The 16,048-nt window shown below is 66.9% G+C and carries 15 protein-coding genes; 11 read left to right on the top strand and 4 right to left on the bottom strand.

Annotated elements, in window-relative coordinates; all coding sequences use genetic code 11:
* Window positions 1-73 precede the first annotated feature (73 nt).
* From SJY26_RS12795 to SJY26_RS12785, 3 genes are all read left to right on the top strand, one after another.
* Window positions 74-604 (top strand): hypothetical protein, encoded by a 531-nt coding sequence (locus SJY26_RS12795; RefSeq protein WP_396593399.1) that lies wholly within the window; start codon window positions 74-76, stop codon window positions 602-604.
* Window positions 601-978, top strand: coding sequence for a hypothetical protein (locus SJY26_RS12790; protein ID WP_396593398.1), 378 nt, complete (start codon window positions 601-603; stop codon window positions 976-978). Before SJY26_RS12795 ends, SJY26_RS12790 begins: the two co-directional genes overlap by 4 nt.
* 159 nt (window positions 979-1,137) lie before the next feature.
* Entirely contained in the window at window positions 1,138-2,166 is a 1,029-nt protein-coding gene (locus SJY26_RS12785) for an NAD(P)/FAD-dependent oxidoreductase (protein ID WP_396593397.1), read from the top strand.
* On the opposite strand, the gene SJY26_RS12780 is transcribed toward SJY26_RS12785, so the two are convergent.
* Window positions 2,147-2,890: a TonB family protein gene (locus SJY26_RS12780; protein ID WP_396593396.1), complete on the bottom strand. Its 744-nt coding sequence runs from the start codon at window positions 2,888-2,890 to the stop codon at window positions 2,147-2,149. The two genes, SJY26_RS12785 and SJY26_RS12780, sit on opposite strands and share 20 nt — an antisense overlap.
* A 223-nt stretch (window positions 2,891-3,113) precedes the next feature.
* Between SJY26_RS12780 and SJY26_RS12775 the strand changes: the two genes are divergently transcribed.
* The gene (locus SJY26_RS12775; protein ID WP_396593395.1) at window positions 3,114-3,959 is read left to right on the top strand and encodes a transglycosylase SLT domain-containing protein; all 846 of its coding nucleotides are present in this window, start codon (window positions 3,114-3,116) and stop codon (window positions 3,957-3,959) included.
* A complete protein-coding gene (locus tag SJY26_RS12770) occupies window positions 3,956-5,092 on the top strand; it encodes a DUF2336 domain-containing protein (protein ID WP_396593394.1) in 1,137 nt (378 codons plus the stop codon). The genes SJY26_RS12775 and SJY26_RS12770 overlap by 4 nt, the downstream gene beginning before the upstream one ends.
* Window positions 5,093-5,098: 6 nt before the next feature.
* Here the strand turns inward: SJY26_RS12770 and SJY26_RS12765 are convergent, their stop codons facing one another.
* From SJY26_RS12765 to SJY26_RS12755, 3 genes are all read right to left on the bottom strand, one after another.
* Window positions 5,099-5,578, bottom strand: coding sequence for an Hpt domain-containing protein (locus SJY26_RS12765; protein WP_396593393.1), 480 nt, complete (start codon window positions 5,576-5,578; stop codon window positions 5,099-5,101).
* Between the two features lie 67 nt (window positions 5,579-5,645).
* A complete protein-coding gene (locus SJY26_RS12760) occupies window positions 5,646-6,425 on the bottom strand; it encodes an NAD kinase (protein WP_396593392.1) in 780 nt (259 codons plus the stop codon).
* Window positions 6,426-6,475: 50 nt separating this feature from the next.
* Window positions 6,476-7,420 (bottom strand): DUF2336 domain-containing protein, encoded by a 945-nt coding sequence (locus SJY26_RS12755; protein ID WP_396593391.1) that lies wholly within the window; start codon window positions 7,418-7,420, stop codon window positions 6,476-6,478.
* A 341-nt stretch (window positions 7,421-7,761) separates the two neighbouring features.
* Between SJY26_RS12755 and SJY26_RS12750 the strand changes: the two genes are divergently transcribed.
* The 6 genes from SJY26_RS12750 to SJY26_RS12725 all read left to right on the top strand — a co-directional run bounded on the left by SJY26_RS12750 (window position 7,762) and on the right by SJY26_RS12725 (window position 16,037).
* The gene (locus SJY26_RS12750; protein ID WP_396593390.1) at window positions 7,762-8,526 is read left to right on the top strand and encodes a class II aldolase/adducin family protein; all 765 of its coding nucleotides are present in this window, start codon (window positions 7,762-7,764) and stop codon (window positions 8,524-8,526) included.
* Window positions 8,526-9,311, top strand: coding sequence for a hypothetical protein (locus tag SJY26_RS12745; RefSeq protein ID WP_396593389.1), 786 nt, complete (start codon window positions 8,526-8,528; stop codon window positions 9,309-9,311). The genes SJY26_RS12750 and SJY26_RS12745 overlap by 1 nt, the downstream gene beginning before the upstream one ends.
* Before the next feature lie 128 nt (window positions 9,312-9,439).
* Complete coding sequence (locus SJY26_RS12740; RefSeq protein WP_396593388.1) at window positions 9,440-10,567, top strand: efflux RND transporter periplasmic adaptor subunit; 1,128 nt, start codon at window positions 9,440-9,442, stop codon at window positions 10,565-10,567.
* Window positions 10,567-13,797, top strand: a complete 3,231-nt coding sequence (locus SJY26_RS12735) for an efflux RND transporter permease subunit (protein ID WP_396593387.1) — start codon at window positions 10,567-10,569, stop codon at window positions 13,795-13,797. The genes SJY26_RS12740 and SJY26_RS12735 overlap by 1 nt, the downstream gene beginning before the upstream one ends.
* Before the next feature lie 95 nt (window positions 13,798-13,892).
* A complete protein-coding gene (locus SJY26_RS12730) occupies window positions 13,893-14,165 on the top strand; it encodes a ferrous iron transport protein A (protein ID WP_396593386.1) in 273 nt (90 codons plus the stop codon).
* Entirely contained in the window at window positions 14,166-16,037 is a 1,872-nt protein-coding gene (locus SJY26_RS12725) for a ferrous iron transporter B (protein ID WP_396593385.1), read from the top strand.
* Window positions 16,038-16,048: the final 11 nt, after the last annotated feature.

The raw sequence follows: 16,048 nt of genomic DNA, 5'->3' as shown, positions 1-16,048 counted from the left end.
AACAGGGGCTTGGGCTCCAGCGGCGGGTGGCTGCGTTGACTCGAGAAGCGTCGACCCGCCAGAGGATTATGGGATGAGCCAACTCCTAGGAAAGATCGGCCCCTTGGACCTCGGCCGAGGTTTGGTGTGGTCGTCCGTGCTAGTGATCCGCGCGACCGGCCAATCCCGCCGTAAGGTGTTGTTCGAAATAGGAAGCTTCGAACGGCGGACGCCTCGTTTGACGCTCCAACTCGACCTGTTCGATAACCTGTCACTCGTGATTGCAGATCGGGATGGCAGGTCATTCCAGACTTCGCCCGCCACTCCGGCTCAATACAACGCCGGATTTCCGGTCGTTCTGCAATTCGAAATAGTGCCCCGTGAGCCGTCGGCTTTTCGCGCCCGCCTCATCATTAACGGAAGGCCAATGGAGGCTGTCGAATTTGAGGGCGACCTAGCTGGGGAGTTCCCTGAACCGCAGCAGTCGATGGGAGCGGCACTCGACGGCAGCGACCCGGGCACCTTCACTGTCGCGGACGTAATCCTGACAGCACCCCTCCCTGACGAAAAGATGGCCGAGCTTCAATCTTGGCTGATGGACAAGTCGTCGGAGGCCGCGTCTTGAACCCGAAGAAAAGGGCTGAAAAACCGCCTGTAGCCAACCCGCTGTTCCAAGAGGACTTTCCCGGGGGGCGAAACTTCGAAGGCGTGAACTGGCAAGATTTTGCCGAAATCCGAGAGAGAGTGAAAGCTCTTGAGACCCGCATTGATATTGCCGATCGCGATGCGACGGCAAGGCGCCAAAGGGGCTTAAGCTGGCAAACTGCCCTAGCCGGCGCTGTGATCGCCGCCGTGCTGGGCAGTCTCGGCACTCTACTAGTGTGGAACCTAACCGAAGGCGCGGCCGAGAAAGATGAGTTGGAAGCCCGACAGGATCCGCAGCAACTCAACCAGGACGCCAAGGGGCTAGGCCCACCCGTTAGTTCGCGTCACGAGTAAAACTGGGTTGCGGCTGACATCATGGGGCTAGGGGCTAGGGGCTGCGGGGCGTCAGAGGGCCACTCCCCCCTCCCTTCATTCGGGAGACGCATTAAACCCGGGGACCCGAGGGATATTCGTCCCCTTGAAATCGCCACGCGGCGGGTCGATGGACACCCCGTGGCGGAGCTTTCCAGTGACATCGTGATCGTCGGCGCCGGCGTCCTCGGCCTTTGCGTGGCCGTCGAGCTGGCGGGGCGCGGGCGGGACGTGTGCGTGATCGATCCGGGCGGGGCGAACGCCTCGTCCGTGGCCGCCGGCATGATCGCCCCGGCTTTCGAATCCCTGTCGGCCGAGGGCGATCCCGACCGGGCCGCCCTGTTCCGCGACGCGGCGGCCCTGTGGCCGGACACCGCCCGCCGGCTGGGGATCGCGCTCGACACCACCCCGGCGATCTGGCGCGGGGCGGAGGCCCCGGCGGTCGCGGCCCGCCTGCGGGCCCTCGGCTTTGATGTCCATCAGCACGCCGACCGGGTCGAGGCCCCCGGCGACGTCCGGGTCGACCCCGCCCTGGCGCTGGCGGCCATGGCCGCCCGGCTCCCGCGCCCCGTCCTGTCGGCCCGGGCGCTGGACGGCCGCGCCACGGATCAGGGCTGGGCCCTGACCACCACGGCCAGCCCGGTGGCGGCCCGTCACCTCGTCCTCGCCACCGGCGCCGCCGCCGCCCTGCCGGGCCTGCCCCCGGACGTCGCCGCCCTGATCGACGCCATCGAACCCATCGCCGGCCAGATCGGCCGCGCGCTCCATCCGCTAGGGCCGCAAGGCGTCCGCCGGGGCCCCGACGGCTATGTCGTCACCACCCGCGATCACTGGCTGATCGGGGCCACCATGGTCGCGGGCAGCCGCGACCTTACCCCCGATCCGGACCAGTCCCGCCGGCTGGAGGCCGTGGCCGAACGGCTGCTGGACCAGACGCTGGACAGCCCGGTGTCCTGGACCGGGGGCATTCGTGGCTCGACCGCCGACGGCCTGCCGCTGGCCGGCCCGGCGGGCGTGCCCGGTTTGCATTTTGCCCTCGCTCCCCGCCGCAACGGCTGGCTGCTTGGGCCGCTGGTCGGGCGGATCGTGGCCGACGGGATCGAGGGACGGCCGCCCGCAGCCCGGGCGGCCGCCCTCGACCCGCTGCGGTTCAGTCGTCCGGCAGGGTGAAGCGCAGGCCGATGGTCACCTGGGCCCCGTCCACCGGCCGTCCGTCGACGGTCTGGGGACTCATGCGGAAATAGCGGCTCAGACCAATCGCCGCCCGCCCGAAGCCGTAGCCGCCGGGTGTTTCCGACAAGACCGTACAGGCGGTCACCGTCCCGGCCGCCTGAACGCGGCAGCTCAGGCTGGCCGTGCCTGCTACCTCAGCGTTCAGGGCGCGGGTCGGATAGGCCCGGGTCAGCTGATCGCCGCTCGGGCGCTGGATCCAGCGCGGGGCGGCGATGACCGGCGGGCCGGCGGATGCCGCCTCGACCGGTGCGGTCGCCGTGCCCGTCGCCGTCGCGGTGTCCGCGAGCGTCGTCAGATTGATCGCCGGACCCGCGTCGGTGGCCGGCGCCTCGGAGATGACCGTCGGCAGGGTGTCGACGGCGGCGGGCGGTGCCTCGGTGCGATGGATCGGCGGGTTCGGCGCGGGCGGGGTCTCACTGGCGACCGGTGGCGGCGGCTTGCGTTCCAGGGTCAGGATCGGGCCTGTCAGGGTTGGCGGTTCTGACCGCGCCGGCAGGATGCGGGGCTCGAATCTCTGATAGTGCAGGACGATGCCGATCCCGATGTGAGCGAGGGTGACCGCGCCGATGGCCAGCCAGGTGGACCGGGGCAGGGGCTTTCGCCGCCTGCCATGGTCGATGGGGCTTATCAGTCCGGGCCCGCCGGCGGTGCGCATCATCATGGCCGTCACTCCAATCTCAAGGCCGCTCCCCAACCGCCCCGGGACAAGGAGGCGCGCCGGCCATGGCGGGATTGCGGCGAGGGAAACGCCGGTCTCCGGGTGATCGCAGATCACCTGCGGATGTGACCTGACGCGACGGCGTTAACCGAGCTTAACGCTCGTTTAACCATGTTCTTTCACCTTCACCCTCATGACCGTTGGCGCGATTCCGGGATCGGGAGGGGTGGAGGCCGCGATCCGGCGTGCCTCGAACGCCACGGGGGTCGACTTCGACTTCCTGATGAAGACGGCGCGGCGCGAGAGCGCCTTCAATCCCAATGCCAAGGCTCCGACGTCGTCGGCCTCGGGCCTGTTCCAGTTCATCGACCAGACCTGGCTGGCCACCGTCAAACAGCACGGAGCCAAGCACGGCTATGGCCAGTATGCCGATCTGATCCATCGCGGCTCGGACGGCCGCTGGCGGGTCGAGGGGGCGGCGCGCAATGTCGTGCTGGATCTGCGCTTCGACCCCCAGGCCGCCTCGACCATGGCGGCCGAGCTGACCGCCTCCAACGCCGCCTATCTGCGCGGCCGAACAGGGCGGGAGCCGGGCGGCGGCGACCTGTACGCGGCGCATTTTCTGGGGCCCGCCGGCGCGGCCCGGATCATGGAGGCGATGCAAAGCCGACCGTCGTCCAGCGCCGTGGCCCTGTTCCCCGAAGCCGCCGCCGCCAATCGCTCGATCTTCTACCGCAACGGCCGGCCGGCCACCGTGGCCGAGGTTCATGCCAACCTGCAGCGCACGGCGGGGGAGGGCGGCGGGGCCGTGATCGGTCCGGCCGCGCCGTCTGCCCCGCCCCTGAGCGAGAAGGACCAGGCCCTGGCCGCCCGGATGGACCGGCTGAAACAGGACCAGAGCCTTCTGGCCCTGCTGCTGGGGCAGGACGGCGACGGCAAGTCGGGCGGTTTCGGCAACGCCTTCGGACCCTCTTCGGGATCCGGAGTTCTGACTCCCGTGGTAAACCGGGCGTTAAGCCTGCAGTCTCACAGTCAGGCTTGCCTTTCGCGACTCGCAGACAGAGCTCCATGACCGCCCACCGCGCCCGCCTTACCGAAGTCGACATCCGCCGCCTGATCAAGGCGACCGATGACGACGAGCGGGCCTCCGCCGCGCACAAGCTGTGCCGCAGCATCGACCGGGCCGATCTGGATGAGACCGACCGCGAGGCGGCGCAGAAGATCATCCGCGTCCTGGCGGGCGATACGGCCGAACTGGTCCGTCGCGCGCTGGCGGTCACGCTCAAGAGTTCCGACCTCCTGCCGCGCGACGTGGCCCGGTTGCTGGCCGCCGACATCGATTCCATCGCCCTGCCGGTGATCGGATCCTCGCCGGTCTTTTCCGATGAGGACCTGATCGAGATCGTGCGCGCCGGGTCCGCCGTCCGTCAGGTCGCCATCGCCGCCCGGCCGGTCGTATCCCGCGATGTGTCCGGGGTGCTGGGCGACATCGGCTGCGAACAGGCGGTCCGCACCCTGGCCTCCAACGACAATGCCGACCTGTCCGAGGCCACCCTCGGCACGGTCGTTGACCGGTTCGGCTCCAGCCCCGAGGTCGTGGCCGCCCTGGCCTACCGCCAGGTGCTGCCGCTGCACATCACCGAACGGCTGGTGTCCCTCGCCAGCGAGGCGGTGCGCGAACATCTGGTCAGCCGCCACGCCGTGGCCCCCGAGACCGCCATCCTGCTGTCGGGCTATGCGCGCGAACGGGCCACCGTCGATCTGATCGACCAGGCCGGGGCCAGCGCCGATCTCGAGACCTTCGTGGCCCAGCTGAACGCCCGCAAGGTCCTGACCGCCTCCCTGCTGCTGCGGGCCCTCGCGCGGGGCAAGATGTCCGTGTTCGAACACGGCATCGCCGAACTGGCCTCGACGCCGCATGCGCGCGCCTGGCTCATGGTCCATGACGCCGGTCCGCTGGGGCTGAAGGCCATCTACGACCGCGCCGGGCTCCCGCCCCGTCTTTTCCAGGCTTTCCGGGCAGGTGTTGACACCTGGCGTCAGCTTTCGGCCGAAGGTGCCGATACGTCCGGGGAAAACTTCCGCGAGCGCATGCTGGAACGCTTCATGACCCAGCGCCCGAACGCCCCCCGCGACGACCTGGCCTACCTCATGGAACGCCTCGACCAGCCCGCCCAGCCTGCCGGACGGACCCTCGCCGCCTGATAGGGGCTAGGCCGCCCTGTGCGCCGCCACTTCGGCTTCCAGTGTCTCGACCAGGACGCGACCCGTCGCGTGCTCGTCCGTCTGGATCTGGTCCCGCACAACCGCACGGATGGCATCGACGTGGGCGTCGATCAGGATCATCGGTGCGGCCATTCGCCGGGCGGGATCATCCAGAAGCCTGCACAGTGACCCCGCGATCCGCGTGACGATCGGATACTGGTAGGTGGCCCCGAGGCCCTTCAGATCATGGGCGCGGTAGAACAGGGCCTCGGCCGTGGTCGGCGTATAGCCTTCGGCCCGTATGGCCGTCTGGGCCGCATCCAGTTTGGAGACCTCGTCTTGAAGCCACTGGCCAAACTGGCCGGACATCGCCTTCAGGGCCTCTTCCGCCTTGGCGATGGCGTCGGCATTGATGCCGCCAAAACCGCCTCCAACCTTCGCAAGAAGTGTGTTGGGCGGACGAATGACCTGGGCCGGGTTGCTCACGATGGCCTCCTGAAAACGAACGCCGCGAGCATGCACACGACGCCTTAAGAAGCCGTGACCCGGTGAGTCAGGCCATGAACTGCTCGGCCAGCACACGTTCTTCAAACGATCGGCCGGCATCGAACAGCATGGTCAGGGAAATGTCGCGCCTTTCGCGGATAGCGACCTTCGTCACGTGCCGGATTTCCAGGTTGTCGGCGACCGCGCTGACGGGGCGTTTGTCGGCCTCGAGGACCTCGAATTCGACCCGGGCCCTGTGGGAAAGCAGGGCCCCGCGCCAGCGACGGGGACGAAACGCGCTGATCGGTGTCAGAGCCAGCATTCGGGCGTCCAGGGGGATGATCGGGCCGTGCGCTGAGAGGTTGTAGGCTGTGGAGCCTGCCGCGGTGGCGACCATGCAGCCGTCGCAGGCCAGTTCCTCAAGCCGTACCTTGCCGTCCACGCTGATCCGCAGCTTTGCGCTCTGCCGTGTCTGTCTCAGCAGGGAGACTTCATTGATGGCGAGGCCCGTATTCAGCGCTCCGCTCTCGGTCCAGGCCTCCATCTCCAGGGGGTGGATCACGGCGCGCCCCGCAGCGGCGATCCGCTCCGGCAGACCGACTTCGTCGTAGTCGTTCATGAGGAAGCCGACCGACCCACGGTTCATGCCATAGACGGGCGTGCCGCGGTTCAGGTTGGCGTGCAGGGTCTCGAGCATGAACCCATCCCCGCCAAGGGCCACGATGATATCGGCCTCGGCCGCGTCCACGGAGCCGTAAAGCGTCGTCAACCGATCCCGCGCGAGGCCGGCTTCAGGGCGATCGGACGCGCAGAAGGAGATCCGGGAAGGGGGGGCGGAAGCGATCACCTGCTGACGAAGAGCGGAGGTGGCCGGCGAAGTCAAACTCTACGCCCCAGTCAGGCCGCCAACGAGCCCATCAGACTGCGAAACTCGCGAACAGCCGCAGCGGGCGGGAGGGTTGTCCGAGCCGCATATCCATGATCCCCGTCGCCCGGAAAGCCATTGCTGAGGTTCCGGATCTCATCAAGAACAGCGGGAAACACAGCACGGTCGATGCCGACGGCGGCGCAGGCCAGAAACAGTGCATCAGGGCTGGAACGCTGGATCGCCGCCCGAATCTGCGCAACAGGAAGCCCGCCGAGGGCTGCGAGCGCATGCTCGAACAGGCTCAGGCGCTTTTCCCGTACGGCCCGGATGAGAAAGCCGGCCCGGAGTTGCCCTGCATTCTGGAGTTTGGTGACGAGGCGACGCTCCATCTCGTCATGGTCCTCAAGGTTCTGCACCTCGCCGGCGGCAGGCGCGGGGCCAGGCGAACGGGCATCCAGCACCGCACCGTCGACGGCCTGCGCCAGCAGGGCCTCATCAATCCGGAAGCGCTCGCTAATCGCCTGTCGCAAAGCCTGGCCAACCCACAGATAGAGGTCTGCGGCGAGGGCCTCGTTCAGGCGGGGATGGCGGGTAAGCGGCGCGCGGAGCGCAGCGATACGCCGGGAGTGTTCGACGAGACGGCGAAGCGCGTCCTCGCTGACGTCGGCGGTTCGATTTCCGGCAAGCGCTGTGAGACTTGCAGGTTCGGCGCGGTCGATGATCGCATCCGCCACGCGACCACTGATGTGTGGACGACGGGCAACCTCGATCTGATGTTCAACGGTGGCCTCGATCAGAACCCGCAACAGATCCTGATCCTTCAGGAGCGGGCTTCGGGCGATCACCGGCCGTGCAATCTCGATTTCATCAAGCGCCAGCATCGCAATCAGTGCCGGAGGTGCCCATTCTGCGTGCGCCAGACTTTCCGACAGCGCCAGACGGATATCCCGCTCGGCCTGCCGGGCGATGATCATGAAAATGTCGCCCAGAACCGGTGACGCTTCCGTTCCGGGCGGTGTGGCTTCGCACAGGGCTGCAATACCCAGCAAAAGGCGGCGGCGATCATCGGGGGATCGGCCGTGAGCGAGGGCTGTCAGGTCAGATGCTGGCATCACGGCCTCCCGCTCGGGACCAGGATGGGAGTGAAGCTGGACAGCAGCGGCCACGACGGACTCCAGCCGGGAACACCCGAACACGTGCTACTGTGGGCCCGAGGTCATGAAAACCCGGTTAACGAAGGCTGAATTGTCGCCCCGCTTGACCCGTTCCGGCGATAAGGCGACCTTACAGCCTCCCGGTGCAAATGGAGTTCCTCATGGCTGATGGTGCCGTCCCGTCCCCCATGTCCCGCGTCTCGGCTGAGGAATGGCAGACACGGGTCGAACTCGCTGCGCTGTATCGTCTGGTGGCCCTGCACGGCTGGGACGATATGATCTTTACCCATATCTCGGCCCGTGTTCCAGGGCCGGAACACCACTTCCTGATCAACCCTTACGGCCTGTACTTTGAAGAGATCTCGGCCTCGTCGCTGGTGAAGGTGGATCTCGACGGCAACATTGTCGAGGAGACCAGTGCGTTCATCAACCCGGCGGGTTTTACCATCCATTCGGCGATCCATGCCGCCCGGGAGGACGCCCGTTTTGTGATCCATCTGCATACGGTCGCCGGTGTCGGTGTGGCTGCCCAAAAGGAAGGCCTCCTCCCGCTCGGGCAGAACGCTTGCCTGCTCCAGCATCAGGTGGCCTATCACGGATATGAAGGCGTCGCGCTGAACCACGACGAACGGGCACGGTTGGTGGCGGACCTTGGCGACCGGTCCCTCATGCTTTTGCGAAATCACGGGACGCTGGCTGTGGGTTCCACAGCCGCCGCAGCCTGGGTCGGGATGTTCTTCCTGGAGCGTGCCTGCGCCCAGCAGGTCGCGGCCCTCTCCGGGGGGCGCGACCATGTCCTCATGGCTCCCGAAGCGGCCCAGGCGGAGACGCGCGAACAGGGTCGCGGGCTCGGCTTCGTCGCCGGTCTCGCTTGGCCCGGAGCGCTCCGGCTCCTGGATCGCAGATCCCCGGGTTACGACGCCTGATGTTCAGGCCCTGCCTCGCGGGCCTTTTGCTCGCGATGGCGGCGTCGTCCGCCCATGCCGGGGCCTGGGCGCAGCCCAAGGGCAAGGGGCAGATCATCCTCAAGGGCGAGGTCATGCGGGCGGCCAGGGGATATGACGCGTCAGGAAGACCGCAAGACCTGCGGAAAATCCGCGAGGATCTTACCCTTGGTGTCTTCGGGGAGTACGGCCTGACGGACCGGATGACCGTGCAGTTCAAGGGTGACTGGCAGTCCGGAGAAGACGCCTTCGTGGACTATGCCGGGCGGGGGCCGGTCGAGCTTGGCCTGACGTGGCAGGCCTACCGCGACAATGACACGGCTGTTAGCGTCTACGCCGGTTACGCGCTTGCGGGCGAGGGACGCAATGCGGGCTACGCCTTGCCGGGCGTCGGCCAGCAGGACTGGGAAGTGCGAGTGGCGATTGGTCGTTCTCTGAAAGGGACCGGATCGCGATGGCGTGCGCCGTTTGGGCCGGACCGTTCCTTCATCGAAGTCCAGGCGGCCCATCGCGGGCGATCGGGACTGCCCGATGAGACGCGCATAGACTTGACTGCGGGAAGCCATTTCGGGGGAGGGTGGCTGGTCCTTGGACAGGCTTTCGGCGGCCTCGCGCGTGGCGATGGTCCGCGGTGGCTGTCTGTGGAAACCTCTGTCGTCAAAAATCTGGGCCGGTGGAGCCTGCAGGCGGGTTGGCGCAGGACCGTAGCGGGTCGCGAGACTCCGCTTGCCGACGGGCCTGTCGTCGCCCTCTGGCGTCGCTTCTAGCCGCCCTGAGGGCCGCGACGGATTGGCGCGCCGGAATTCGGAACTGCGTACGTTACAAACTCTTTAGGTTGCCTCTGGAGATGGAATCGCTATTCCGGGCCGCCCGCCTCTAGCAGAGATCGTACCGCGTGATCAGACGTCACTTTTTCCTGGTCCTCGCGGCCGTGGCCCTTGGGCTGATGATCGTCGCTGCGATCCTGCGGGTCGCTTTCGCTGGCGACGAGGGTGCCGGGCCTGGCGCTGGTCCGGGCGGCGCGGGCGGAGGTCGTGGGCAGGCGGTGTCCGAGGCCGTGGTCACGCTGCGTCCCTTCAGCGATCAGATCAATGTCCTGGGCGTTGCCAGGGGGCGGCGATCGGTGAACATCACATCGGCGACATCGCAACTGATCACGGCCGTGATGTTCCGCGACGGACAACGGGTCTCGGCCGGTACGCCACTGGTCCAGCTGCAGGCCGCAGAAGAAGACGCGTCCATCATTCAGGCCCGGGCCAACGTTGTGCAGGCAGAGCGGGAGTATGAGCGTTATCGCGTTCTCGCCGAACGCGGCATCGCGCCTCGGGTGACGGCCGAGCAGGCCGAGACCGATCTCGCTTCCGCCCGCGCGGCCCTGGCGGCCGCCGAGGCGCGCCGCGGCGACAGCCTGATTCGCGCGCCGTTCGCCGGTACGCTGGGCCTGTCCACGGTGACACCCGGCACTCTGATCAGCCCCGGGGCCGTTATCACGACCCTCGATGACACCGACGTCATTCGCGTCGATTTTCCGGTACCGGAGCGCTATCTCGGGGTTCTTCGCCAGGGACTGCCGATCACCGCGACAGCGGACGCCTACGGCGAGGATACATTCTCGGGCCGGATTGCCCTTATCGACACCCGGATCAATGAGACGACGCGCGCGGTAACCGCTCGCGCCGAGTTTCCAAACCCGGGCGGCCGTATCCGACCCGGAATGCTGATGCGGGTCGGCATACAGCAGGGACTGCGGCAGGCACCCTCCGTGCCGGAATCGGCGGTCCAGTACGAGGGCGAAGGCGCTTTCGTCTATCGGATCGCGCCCGGTGAAAACGGGTCGACCGCACAGCGGGTGGAGATTGAAGCCGGCTCTGTCGAGGATGGCTTTGTCGAGATCGTATCGGGCCTTGCCGCGAACGATCGTGTCGTCGGCTCGGGGCTGAACCGGATCCAGCCCAATGCGCCCATCCGCGTGGCCGGCGGCGGTGCCCCAGCTCATGCTCCTGCCACGGCAAGCGCACGATGATGCTTTCCGACATTTCGGTCCGGCGGCCGGTGTTCGCCGCCGTGCTCGCGATCGTGCTGTGCGTGATCGGGGCCGCCGCCTTCTTTTTCCTCCCGGTCCGGGAGTTGCCGGATGTCGATCCGCCTGTGGTGTCGATCTCCACCAGCTATGCGGGTGCGTCGGCTGAGGTCATCGAAAACCAGATCACCGAGCCGATCGAACAACAGGTTGCCGGCATCCAGGGGATTGAACGCATCTCATCGACCAGCCGCGACGGCCGGTCCAATGTGACGATCGAGTTTGCGCTTGACCGGGATATCGATGTCGCCGCCTCCGACGTGCGCGACCGGGTCAGCCGGGTGCAGGGACGGTTGCCCGACCAGGCCGATCCGCCGGAAGTCTCGAAGGCGGACTCGGATTCCCAGCCGATCATGATCCTGTTCCTGCGGTCGTCGTCAATGAACCGCCTGGAATTGACCGACTACGCCGATCGCTACCTCGTGGACCGGCTGGCCACTGTTCCCGGTGTGGCCCAGGTTCAGATCTACGGCGAGCAACGCTACGCCATGCGGATCTGGCTGGATCCCGACGCCATGGCGGCGCGCGGTCTGACCGTCACCCAGGTTGAGCAGGCCCTCGTCCGGCAGAATGTCGAACTGCCTGCAGGTGCGCTGGAATCCGCAGACAAGGACTATACGGTGCGGGTTGCCCGCACCTACGCGCGGGCGGAGGATTTCGCCCAGCTGCCCATAGGCGCGAACGGAAACGCCTCCCTGACGTCGGCCGGCGCGTCCGGGGCCGTGTCCACGGGTGCGCAGCCGACCGGCTCCGGAGCCGCCGGCGCGCTCCAGGGACGACCAGTCTATGTCACCCGGCTGGGCGATATCGCCCGGGTCGAGGAGGCACCGGCCGAGACAAGACGGCTGTTCCGCGGCAACGGGCTTGACCAGATCGGGCTCGCCGTGACCCGCCAGGCCCAGGCCAATGACCTCGAAATTTCAAAGGGTGTCACGGCGCTCGCCGACAACATTCAGGACAGCCTGCCCCCGGACACCGAGCTTGTCGTGGGTTCTGACAACTCCGTTTTCACCAAACACGCGATTGAGGAAGTGTGGATCACCATCGCCATTTCGATGGTGCTGGTTGCGCTTGTGAACTTCGTGTTCCTTGGCAGTGTTCGTGCGGCGATCATTCCGTCTGTCGTGGCCCCGATCTGTCTGCTTGCGACCTTCATCGTCCTTGCCCCGCTTGGCTTCTCGCTGAACCTGCTCACACTGCTCGCGCTGGTTCTCGCGATCGGTCTGGTGGTGGATGACGCCATTGTGGTGACCGAGAACATCCAGCGACGGCTGGATCATGGTGAGCCGCCGCTTGTCGCGGCTGAGCGCGGCGCGCGTCAGGTCTTCTTTGCTGTTGTCGCCACAACCATCGTGCTTCTGGCCGTTTTCGCGCCTCTGCTGTTCCTGCCCGGCTATGTCGGAAGGTTGTTCGTGGAACTGGCGGCCGCCATTGCCGCGTCGGTCGCTTTCTCGGCGTTTCTCGCGCTCAGCCTGTCGCCCATGCTCGCGTCGAAAATCCTTCGGCCCGCCTCAGGGTCGGGATGGCTTGCCCGGCGCGTCGATGGAGCAATGGACAAGCTGAAGAACTCGTACGCCAACTCTCTCGATATGATGGTTGGCCGGCGTATGGCGGTTGTGACGGTTTCAGCGTTGATCGTCCTCGTCTGCGGAGGGGCGACCTTCATGTTCCTGAACCTGCCGAACGAACTCGTCCCGCCGGAGGACAGGGGCCGCGTGACTGTCCGCGTGCAGGGCCCCGAGGGGGCGGGCTTCGATTACACTCGGGAAATCATGCTGGGACTCGAGCCGATCCTCGCCGAGTATCGTGAAGCCGGTGAGGTTGAGAGCTTTCTCGTTTCGGCACCGGGCTTTGGTGGCGGCAGCTTCAACTCCGGCAACGCGGTCATGGTGTTGAAAGACTGGTCCGAGCGCGATCGGCCGTCAGATGTGATCGCCCAGGAGCTTAACGGCAAGCTCCGCAGTCAGACCGACGCCCAGGTCAATGCGTCGGTTCCTGGTGCATTTCAGCGCGGCGGTGGCGGCGGCAACTCCATCGAACTGGTCGCGACAGGTTCCGACTACCGCGAGATCTTCCAGTGGCTGCAACCGATTCTGGCGGCGTCCCAGGAGAACCCGGGCTTTTCCCGTCCGCGCCTGAACTATGAACCCAATGCACCCCGCCTGCTGGTGGCCGTCGATCCCCAGCGAGCGGCCGCTCTCGGGGTTTCGTCCCAGGAGATCGGGCGGACGCTTGAGACGATGTTTGGCTCGCGTAGGGCGACCACCTATCTGCGCGGCGGCCAGGAATATGATGTGATCCTTCAGACGGATCGCGAGGACCGGTCCTCGCTGGCCGATCTGCAGACCCTCTATGTCGGGACAGGCGGTGGCACGCTGGTGCCGCTCTCGTCCGTGGTTTCGACCGAGACGACCGGGGCGACACCGGACCGTCGACGGCTGGACCGGCAGCGGGCCATCACCCTGTCCGCGGATCTCAACCCGGGCACGACGATCGCGGACGCGGTCGCTTTCATGGAGGCACAGATCGACGAACAGCCGCAGGGCATCGTCAACATCCAGTATGGCGGCGCGGCCCGGGACCAGCAGGAGGCCGGAGGGGCGGTGGCTGCGGCCTTTGGTCTTGCCCTGCTGCTGGTGTTCCTGGTGCTGGCTGCGCAGTTCGAGAGCTGGATCACGCCGGCGGTCATCATGCTGACCGTGCCCCTTGCGGCCGCCGGAGGGCTGTTCGGCCTGCTGATGGTGGGCTCGAGCCTGAATATCTACTCGCAGATCGGTCTGATCATCCTGATCGGGGTCGCGGCCAAGAACGGCATCCTGATCGTGGAGTTCGCCAATCAGCTTCGCGACCAGGGCCGGACGATCAAGGAGGCGATCGTCGAGAGCTCCGCCCTGCGGCTGCGGCCGATCATCATGACCTCGATCGCCACGGCCTTCGGGGCCCTGCCGCTGATGCTTTGGCAGGGTGCCGGCGCCGGCAGCCGACAAACCATTGGTGTGGTGATCTTCACCGGAGCAATGTTCGCGACGCTTCTGACCCTGTTCGTGGTACCCGTGATCTACGGGGCGCTGGCCCGCTTCACCCGTTCGCCGGAGTACACCGCGCGCAAGATCGAGGAGTGGGAGGCGCAGGAGACGACGGCCAACGATCGCCTCCCGGTGGCGGCGGAGTAAAAGGCCGCACTGGACGAACCACTCCCGCTCCTGATAAGCGTTCGCATGTAACGGTTCATCGTCGGGGGGCGGGTGAGTCGCAGGCAGCGAGTGTCATGAGCAACGTCATTTCCCTGAGCGAGGCCCGGCTGGGCGACTGCGGCGTGATCAGCCGCGTCGGCACCGTCGGAAGCGACGAGCATGGGGCAGAACTGGAGCGGCGGCTGCTGGAGCTCGGCTTCGTCGAAGGTGCCCGGATCGAGCTGCTGCATCAGGGTGCAATCGGTCGTGATCCGATGGCCCTGAAGGTGGACGACATGCGTGTCGCGCTGCGGCGTCGCGAGGCGCGGAGCCTGACGGTCGAGCTGTTCGCCGAAGCTGCCGAATAGATGGACGTCGCTGTCAGACCCTTGCGGGTCGCCCTGGTCGGCAATCCGAACAGCGGGAAGACCGCCCTGTTCAATGCCCTGACCGGAGCCCACCAGAAGGTCGCGAACTACGCTGGCGTCACGGTCGAGCGCAAGGAAGGCCGCGTCTTGGCCGCCTCCGGTCGGTCGATGTCTGTGCTGGACCTGCCAGGAACCTATTCGCTGCGGGCGCGCAGTCCGGACGAGGCGGTGACGCGGGATGCGGTGCTGGGGCGGCTGCAGGGGGAGGCGACCCCCGATGTGATCGTGGCGGTGGCGGATGCGACCAATCTGCGGCTGGTGCTGCGTCTGATCCTGGAGCTGAAGGCCGTGGGCCGGCCCATGGTGCTGGCGCTCAACATGTTCGACATCGCCCAGCGGCAGGGGCTGCGGATCGATCTGGACCGACTGGAATCGGAACTCGGCGTGCCGGTGATCTGCACAGTGGCGACGCGCAAGCGCGGGATTGCCGAGCTGGTCGGCGAGATCGAGACGGCCGCCGCGCCGGTCTGGGCGCATGACGAGGAGCACTGGACGGCTCCGGACGCCGAGGCGCTGCGGGCCGCGCACCGGCGGGCCGGGCAGATCATGCGCGACTGCGTGCGGCCGCCCGAGCGGCCCGACACCCTGACCGGGCGGATCGACAGCGTCCTGCTGCATCCGGTGGCGGGTCTGGTGATTCTGCTGGGGCTGCTGTTCGTCATGTTCCAGGCCGTCTTCGCCTGGGCCGCGCCGCTGATGGACGGGATCGATGCCGGCTTTATCGCCCTGGGCGGGCTGGTGGCGACGGTCGTGCCCGATGGCCTGCTGCAGAGCCTGATCGTCGACGGGATGATCGCCGGCGTGGGCAGCGTGATCATCTTCCTGCCCCAGATCGTGATCCTGTTCGCCTTCATCATCCTGCTGGAAGATTTCGGCTATATGGCGCGGGCGGCCTTTCTGATGGACCGCATCATGGGCGGGGCAGGGCTGCACGGGCGGGCCTTCATTCCGCTGCTGTCCAGTTTCGCCTGCGCCATTCCGGGGATCATGGCGGCGCGGGTGATCGATTCGAAACGGGACCGGCTGACGACCATCATGGTGGCCCCGCTGATGACCTGCTCGGCGCGCATCCCGGTCTATATGCTGATCATCGCCGCCTTCATTCCGCAGGAGACGGTCTGGGGCTTCGCCAGCCTGCAGGGGCTGGTGATGTTCGGCCTGTATGCCGCGGGGATCGTCAGCGCCCTGACGGTGTCGTTCGTGATCCGCCGGGTGTTCTGGCGCGGGGCGGTGGAGCCCTTCATGATGGAGCTGCCGGCCTACAAGCTGCCGGCCGTGCGGTCGGTGCTGATCAATCTGTGGCTGAGGGCGCGGATCTTCCTGGTGCGGGCGGGCAAGATCATCCTGCCGCTGATGGTGCTTGTCTGGGCCGCCTCGACCTTCCCCTATCCGCCCGAGGGGGCCACGGGCGAGGCCATTGAATACAGTTTCGCCGGGATGCTGGGCCAGGCGCTCGAGCCCCTGTTCGCGCCCATCGGCTTCAACTGGCAGATGGTCATCGCCCTCGTCCCCGGGATGGCGGCGCGGGAGGTGGCGGTAGCGGCGCTGGGCGCGGTCTATGCCGTGGCCGATGCCGAGAGCGCCACGGCGGGTCTGGCCGGCGTGCTGTCGGCACAGTGGTCGCTGGCCACGGGCCTGGCCTTCCTGGCCTGGTACGTCTTTGCGCCCCAGTGCATGCCGACCCTGGCGGTCGTGAAGCGCGAGACCAACAGCTGGAAGTGGATGTGGATCATGGTCGTCTACATGTTCACCCTGGCCTGGCTGGCGGCCTTCGTGACCTACCGGATCGCGGTCGCTCTGGGCGGCGGCTAGGGGCGGGGGCT

Origin of the sequence: Brevundimonas sp. R86498 (assembly GCF_044598075.1) — a bacterium.
GTDB lineage: Bacteria > Pseudomonadota > Alphaproteobacteria > Caulobacterales > Caulobacteraceae > Brevundimonas.
The sequence above is the reverse complement of the archived record's forward strand: the minus strand, read 5'-3'. Positions and strand labels throughout refer to the sequence as shown.

What these genes read in the sequence shown, in the direction of transcription:
- SJY26_RS12780 (WP_396593396.1), bottom strand. Translation starts at nt 2,890, where the DNA reads ATGATGATGCGCACCGCCGGCGGGCCCGGACTGATAAGCCCCATCGAC.
- SJY26_RS12750 (WP_396593390.1), top strand. Translation starts at nt 7,762, where the DNA reads ATGGCTGATGGTGCCGTCCCGTCCCCCATGTCCCGCGTCTCGGCTGAG.
- SJY26_RS12725 (WP_396593385.1), top strand. Translation starts at nt 14,166, where the DNA reads ATGGACGTCGCTGTCAGACCCTTGCGGGTCGCCCTGGTCGGCAATCCG.
- SJY26_RS12735 (WP_396593387.1), top strand. Translation starts at nt 10,567, where the DNA reads ATGCTTTCCGACATTTCGGTCCGGCGGCCGGTGTTCGCCGCCGTGCTC.
- SJY26_RS12795 (WP_396593399.1), top strand. Translation starts at nt 74, where the DNA reads ATGAGCCAACTCCTAGGAAAGATCGGCCCCTTGGACCTCGGCCGAGGT.
- SJY26_RS12730 (WP_396593386.1), top strand. Translation starts at nt 13,893, where the DNA reads ATGAGCAACGTCATTTCCCTGAGCGAGGCCCGGCTGGGCGACTGCGGC.
- SJY26_RS12770 (WP_396593394.1), top strand. Translation starts at nt 3,956, where the DNA reads ATGACCGCCCACCGCGCCCGCCTTACCGAAGTCGACATCCGCCGCCTG.
- SJY26_RS12745 (WP_396593389.1), top strand. Translation starts at nt 8,526, where the DNA reads ATGTTCAGGCCCTGCCTCGCGGGCCTTTTGCTCGCGATGGCGGCGTCG.
- SJY26_RS12755 (WP_396593391.1), bottom strand. Translation starts at nt 7,420, where the DNA reads ATGATCATCGCCCGGCAGGCCGAGCGGGATATCCGTCTGGCGCTGTCG.